Genomic DNA, 7083 nt, shown 5'->3' on the forward strand with positions numbered 1-7083 from the left:
GCGACAAGTAGCTGGTGCGATGCGGGGTTCGTTTTCAATCGACTGGTTTTAAGACTCGACTGGATTACCGATATGGCAGAGAAACCCGCCGCTGCGACCGCCGACAAAGGGGTCGCCATCGCGAAGAAGATGAATCCGAAGGTCGTGATGCTCATCAAAAACCAATTTTGGATCATCGGCGGCATCGCCGTCGTGACGGCGGTGGTCGTTTGGTACCTGGGAGTCGACGCACTCGTTGCCCAGTTCAATAAAGACAAGAAGACCAACGACGATCAGTTTGCCGCCGTGAAGCGGTTGAGTCTCATGAGCGGGCCGAACGCCTTGCCGAGCGAGACGTATACGGTGAAGGTGAATGAGCTGAAGAAGACGCTCAACGGCCAAGTCGTCGATGCTTGGAGAAATCTTTACAAACGACAGGTCGAAGTGCTGAGGGTGCATAAAAACGTCGATCTGTTTCGTGAGCTGATCTTGATGGAGCCCGACGATCGCAAGGCGTTGCTCGAAGCGGATCCGCCGCTGGGCGCCAAGGTCGCGGCCGCCTTGCAGGTCTATCACAACAACCAGGTGCTGGAAGAGGACTTCGCGGAGCTTTTCAAAACGCTGAACTTGCGGCACCCGAAATCGATCGACGATTTCGGCAAGGCGATTCCCGGAGTTGCGGCGGATGAAAAGGGAATCGAGGGAATCTTGGTTTGGAAAGCCCCTTTCACGCCGAAAGCGCTCCGCGATCGTTATCGCACGGTGCAAGCTCCGTCAATCGATCGCGTGGCGGTGACGTATGAAGACATCTGGACGTTTCGCTCGCTGTTCAGCGCGTTGCAAGCGATCAATTCGAAGCCGATCGAAGTTTGGCTCGACGTCTTAAAAGGTAAGCCCGCCGCCGATACGCCCGTCGATCAGGCCAACGTGCCGATCAAGCGGATCGATTACTGCGATATCGCGCAGTCGGCGATGGTGTTGACGTTCGACGATCCGGGCGACGTTCGCATCGTCGCTGCGGGAACCTCGGCCGGGAGCCCGGACACCGCTTCTCCGCCGCCGTCTTCCAGCGGCAACTCCACCAGCGCCTTCGCACCGGGAAATCAAGGGACGGACGAAGAAACCCTGACGTTACTCAAGGGGCGGTACATCGACGGACGCAACGCACAGGTCGAAGACCCGTCGAATCCGCCGTTCGCGGAGTTCCGCCAAATGTACGTGCAGGTCAAGGTGTTGATGGATCAGCGCTTGGTTCCGGTGTTGATTACGGAATTCGCCAACGCACCGTTGCCGATCGAGATGCGGCAAGTGCGCGTCTCGTTGCTCACGGTCGACGACATTCGCAAACAAGGGGCGATCGCGGTCGACGCGACTTCGGTTCAGCAGTCGCCGCACGATGCACTCGTTACGGTGCGCGGGGTCGTTTACATCTACACCAAGCCGGACGAGCCGGGCGTAGGGGATGACAAAGCGAAGCTCGGCAAGGGAAGCGATCCCGCCCCGAGCAAGCGCGAATACGGCATTCCGAAGCGCGCGGTCATAGAGATCATCCCTTAACGTAGTTTCGCGTCCGAACGGTTTTGCGGCATACCAGCGAACGAGATTCGAAAGAGGAGCGGCGACGATCATGGCGAAAGCGAAATTCGATTCGGCGAAGATCAAGAAAACATTCGCCGCGCACGGCGAAAAGTTCGGCTTCGGCGTGGCCTTGGCCGTCATGGCGATGTTGCTCTATTCGGCGCTGCAGGTCGTCCCCTATGCGCAGACGCCGGACGACTTGAAGAAGCAAGCCGCGAGCGTCCGTACGCGGATCTTAAGCAAGGAAAACAACGAGAAGCCGAGCTTCGACATGGCCAAGGACGGGGTCGTGCTTCCGCTCAAAGGCCAAGAGCCGCAGGTCGTCATCGACCATCTTCTGTTGTCGAAAGTCTCGCCGGCGATCTTCAACGGCATCGAATGGAACAAGCCGCTGTTCGATACCAAGCAACGTCGCCGCGAACCGGAAATCTTGGCGCTCCGCGATCTCCGGGCCACGTTTCATAACTCCGCCGTCAATATGAAAGTCGCGGGAACGCCGGGGCCCGACGGTGTGAAGCAGGTATCGCTCGGCGAAGAGTGGCTGTCCGTGACGGGAATCGTTCCGCTCGAAGATCAGACCGTGGAATTTACGAAAGCGTTTCAAAACGCACTCGATACGACGACGAACGCCTTGCCGAGCTACGGCGTCTATCAGATTCAGCGCGCCGTGCTGACGGCCGATCAACTCGAAGCGCCGCTCGCCTGGGAGAAGGTCGAACCGATCGATCTGAAGGTCTTCGTCAGCGACGAGATGGCGAAATGGTCCGAAACCGGCGGCGAGTACGTCGACCCGGCGTTCGTGCGCCTGCCGCTGACGCAGCCGCTGCCGAAGTTGCCGAACGGCGATTACGGCGATTGGGCCGCGCACGCGCCGGAAATTCCTCGGTCGAACTCCGCCGCTCCGGATGCTGCGGCAGCCCCGCAGCCGAATGCCGCCGCTCCGGCCGCTCCGGTCAACAACGACATCTTCGGCAAGGCGGCCGCTCCGGCAGCCGCTACGCCGGGAGCGAAACCCACCGCCGAGAATGTCGCGGGTGGTGCCACGCCGTATATTTTGTTTCGGTTTCTCGACTTCAAGATCGAGCCGCGCAAGTTCTATCGCTATCGCGTGAAGCTGGTCTTGGCGAATCCGAACTTCAACTTAGATAAGGCACATTTAGACAAGCCGGAGCTCGCGCTCGGCGAGACGCGTGAAGCTGCGTGGAGCCAACCGTCGCCGCCGATCTACGTGCCGGTCTTAGAACGCTATTTCGCCGGTGCGGTTCCTCCGGCCAACGGAGATTCCGAGCCGTTGGCGAGCGTCGGCGTGAAGAAATGGTATCCGCCGTACGGCTCGGATATCTATTTCGAGTTCGAGAAAAAGCTACGGGGTGCAACGTTGAACGACGCAGCCGCGAGCGCCTCGTATTTAATTCCCGGCGAGAAAAAAGGGACCAAGCAATCGACCGTGCTGAAGACCGAATCGCTCTTAGCCGACTTCGGTTGGGAACGGAGCGACATGCGTTTGAAGGGACCCGGCACGGCAGTCGAAGCGAAGACGTGCAATCGGCCCGCGGAGTTGTTGGTGTTGACGCCGCGCGGCGAGCTGACGATTCAAACCGAGCTCGGCGACATGCCGCTGCGGAATGAAAAGAAAGCGGTCGAGTCGTCCACGGGCACGACGATCGACGGTGTTCCCAATGCCGTAGCCGTTCCCGGCGCCGCGGTCCCAGGTGCTGCGGCTCCCGGCTCGGCTGAGGAAACGAAAAAAGTCTTAAGGCTTAAGTAATCGAGTAGGGGCGCAGCAGCAAGAAACGCCCGCAGATTTCGACGCACACGAGACGCCGGCAAGCCGCGAGAGCTTGTCGGCGTCTTTTTTCGTCTCGAAATTTCTTCGGAACTGCCATTGACCGCCTTTTCAGGGCCGGGTATTTAACCCGCCTCACTTCCACGTCTGCATCACATCACACAGCACTTCCGGCTCGAATTCCCTTCGCTCTCCGCCTCGCTTTTGCGCAGACGGTAGGTCCTGAGGATTCGATCTCATTCCCGTTCGATATTTCCGAATTGAAACCCCGTCGGCGACACGGATGTCGCTTTACGGAACGCGTCTCGAAAGGAGATCGTGACCACGATGTCTCGCCACATCATCGCCGTTCTGGCACTTGCTTCCCTCTTCCCCGCGCTCACGGCCCGAGCCGGCGTCTTCGACGGCCTTGCCGTCTTGACGACGCTTTCGGTCCCCGGCCAAGCGGATGCCGGCCCCGATGCGGCACGCCGCCAAGTCGACGACCTGCTCGGCCGCGCACGGCAAGCCATGCAAGAAGGGAATCTCGAAACCGCGGATTCCCTGCTCGGGCGAGCCGAGGGGGCGAAAACCTCGTACAGCCTGTTCCATACCGGCGACACGCCTAAGAAGGTGCGTCGCGATCTGGAGAAGTTGCGCGAGGCGCGCGGTGCCAACAAGGCCCCGAGCGATCCTTTCGCCGCGAACGCCAAAGCCGCCCCGAGCGGAGCGCCGTCGGCACCGCCGGCCGGAATCATTCCGCTGCCGAGCGTGACGACTTCGGCCGAGGCGCCGCAAGCCGCGAACAACGTCGACACGCGCACGCCGTTCAATCGGCAGCTGGAGTCGACTCCGCCGCCGGGCGGCAATCAAATCGGCATGCCTGTTCCGCCGAGCACGCTGAACCTCGCTCCGAATCCGCTCGCAGCTTCGCCTGCCGCGCCGGCTTCCGTCAACGCTCCCGTTGCCGTGCCGAACGGCGATCCCGGTCGCAAGCAACGCGCACTCGAACTCGTTCGCCAAGCTCGCGGAGCTTTGTCCGCCGGCGACATTCGGCAAGCCGACGCCTTCGCTCGCGAGGCCGATGCCCTCGGTGTGCCCGATAAGGAGTTCGGTCCGCAAGACGATCGCGCTTGGTTGGTGTTGATGGAGATCGCTAAACGCCAGCGCCCCGGCGTCGTAGCGGCCGGTGCCGCGATGGCCGCCGATGACAACAGCTTCCCGGGCTCGCAGGCGATCTACGATCCTAACAGCGATACGACGCGCAACGTACCGGCCGCGGCGACCGTCGCCGGTGCGGTGCCTGCCGCGACCAGCGAAGCCCTGAAAGCCTTGAACGCGGGAGAAGAAGCTCTTCGCCGCCGTGATACGGAAACCGCTCAAGCGCTGTTCCGGCAAGCCGAACAACGCTACTCCGAACTCGCTCCGGCCGAACGTCAACGGTTGCAAGATCGCCTCTCGTTGGCAGCCGGATCCGAACCGATCGCCCCGGGCCGCTCCGAAGGAAACGGTGGTTTGCTCGATCAAGCCGCGCAATCGCAAATGTTGCAAACGCGTCAGATGTCGGCGGAAGTCGGGAAGCTCGAGCAACAAGCTCGGCAGCTGCAAGAAACCGATCCCGCTCAATCGCAAGCCTTGCTCCAACAAGCTCGCGTGATCGTCGAGAAGTCGACGGTCGATTCGAACACGAAGGAAATTCTGATCCGCCGCTTGGATCGCGACGCGACGGAATTGAAGCGGTTCGTCGACTCCAACCGTCCGCGGATCGAGCTCTTGCAACAAAATCGGGAGACGCAAGCCACGCTCGATCGCGAGCAGCAAGCGAAGCTCGACAATCAAAACAAGCTCGCGAAGCTCGTGGAGGAATATAACGTCCTCGTCGATCAACAACGCTTCGGCGAGGCCGAGGTGCTGGCGAAGCGGGCCCAAGAGCTCGCTCCGAACGAGCCGATTTCGGTGCAACTCGCCGTGCAGAGCAAGGCCTTGCGACGCGTGTTCAACAACACCGATATTCGGGCCGCTTCCGGAGACGGCACCGTCGACGCGCTGACCTCGATCGCCGCTTCCGGTATTCCTTTCGACGACAGCCAACCCTTCCGCTTCGGCCGCAACTGGCAAGACATCAAGGGGAAGCGCGGGCCCGTCAACGGCGATTCGCGTCGTCGCTCGCCGAAGGAAGTCGAAATCGAACAACGTTTGAAGACTCCGGTCTCGTTGAAGTTCGCCAATGCTCCGATGGCTCAAGTGTTTGAGAAGCTCTCGGCCATGACGGGCGTGCCGATCTACATCGACCCACGCGGCTTGGCTGCCGAAGGGGTCGACACGGCAACTCCGGTATCGATCGACATCTCGACGGAAATTTCGTTGAAGAGTGCGTTGGCTCTGATTCTCGCCCCGCATCATCTCACGTACGTCATCAAGCATGAAGTCTTGAAGATCACGAGCGATCGGATGCGTTCCGAAGAAGTTTACTCGGTCACGTATCCGGTCGGCGATCTCGTGATTCCGATCCCGAACTTCGTCCCCACGAATCGCATGGGCTTGGCCGGTGCCTTGGCCGATGCTCAAGCGAACCTGCAAGGGGGCGGGCTCGCCTCGCATGCTCCGATCTCGGTCGTCGCGCAAAACGGCTCGGGTTCGACCGACGCTTCGGTGCTCGGCCAGATGAACGTACCATTCGGCAACGGCAGCGGTCCGGCGGCGTCCGGCCAACAGCCGAACATTCCCTTCGGCCCCGGCGGCATGGGGGGCGGCGTGCGTCCCGACTTCGACAGCTTGGTCGACCTGATGACCAGCACGATCGAACCGGAAACCTGGCGCGAAGCCGGCGGCACTCAAGGCGAAGTGAAACATCACACGTCGACGTTGAGCCTCGTCATCACGCAAACGCAAGCCGTGCATGAACAGATCGAAGACCTGCTCAACCAGCTTCGTCAGTTGCAAGACTTGCAAGTGACGATCGAAGTACGCTTCATTCGCTTGAGCGATAACTTCTACGAACAGATCGGCATCGACTTCGATGCGAAGCTCAACGACAACATCGATCGGCCGTTCCAATTCTTCGGCAACCCGATCGACCCGGCCGTGGGGGGCACCGTTGCCGCCGATACCGGATTTCCCGGTGGTCCGAACCCGGCACGCAACCTGACCGATCGCGATCTGAAAGCGGGAGAATCGGTGACGGTCGGTATGTCGGCTCCGGGCGTGTTCAGCTCCGACCTCGACATTCCTTTCAATCAAAGCAGTTTGCAAGCCGCGGCGGGTGCTCTCGCCGTCATCCCGGGCGTGCAGTTGGCTAACAACTTGGCTCCGGGTGGTGCGGAAGGGGGCTTTGCGATCTTGAGCGATTTGGAAGCCTACTTCTTCATCAAGGCCGTACAAGACGATAACCGCAGCAACGTGTTGCAAGCTCCGAAGGTCACGATGTTCAACGGTCAACAAGCGTTCGTGTCCGATACGGCTCAAACGCCGTTCGTCGTGAGCGTGATCCCGGTCGTCGGCGATTTCGCCGCGGCCCAACAACCGGTCATCGTCGTGCTCAACGAAGGAACTTCGCTCAGCGTCCAGGCCGTCGTGTCGAACGATCGACGCTTCGTCCGCCTCACCTTGGTGCCGTTCTTCAGCCAGATCGGCGATGTGAATACCTTCACCTTCGAAGGGACCTCGACGTCGACCCGTAGCACGAGCTCGGAAACGCAAGGTCCGGGCACGCAGAACGACAGCGACCAACAAACGACGACGAACAGCGGTACCACGGTGCA

The 7083-nt window shown here is 60.6% G+C and carries 3 protein-coding genes; all 3 read left to right on the forward strand.

Features of this window, described 5'->3' with window-relative positions; genetic code table 11:
* Nucleotides 1-72: 72 nt before the first annotated feature.
* Nucleotides 73-1536: a hypothetical protein gene (locus tag K8U03_22035; GenBank protein ID MCE9607577.1), complete on the forward strand. Its 1464-nt coding sequence runs from the start codon at nt 73-75 to the stop codon at nt 1534-1536.
* Between the two features lie 70 nt (nt 1537-1606).
* Nucleotides 1607-3325, forward strand: coding sequence for a hypothetical protein (locus K8U03_22040; protein ID MCE9607578.1), 1719 nt, complete (start codon nt 1607-1609; stop codon nt 3323-3325).
* A gap of 345 nt (nt 3326-3670) precedes the next feature.
* Nucleotides 3671-7083 (forward strand): hypothetical protein (locus K8U03_22045; protein MCE9607579.1); only part of this gene is annotated, 3413 nt, incomplete at its 3' end.

This window comes from Planctomycetia bacterium (genome assembly GCA_021413845.1).
Taxonomy (GTDB): domain Bacteria; phylum Planctomycetota; class Planctomycetia; order Pirellulales; family PNKZ01; genus PNKZ01.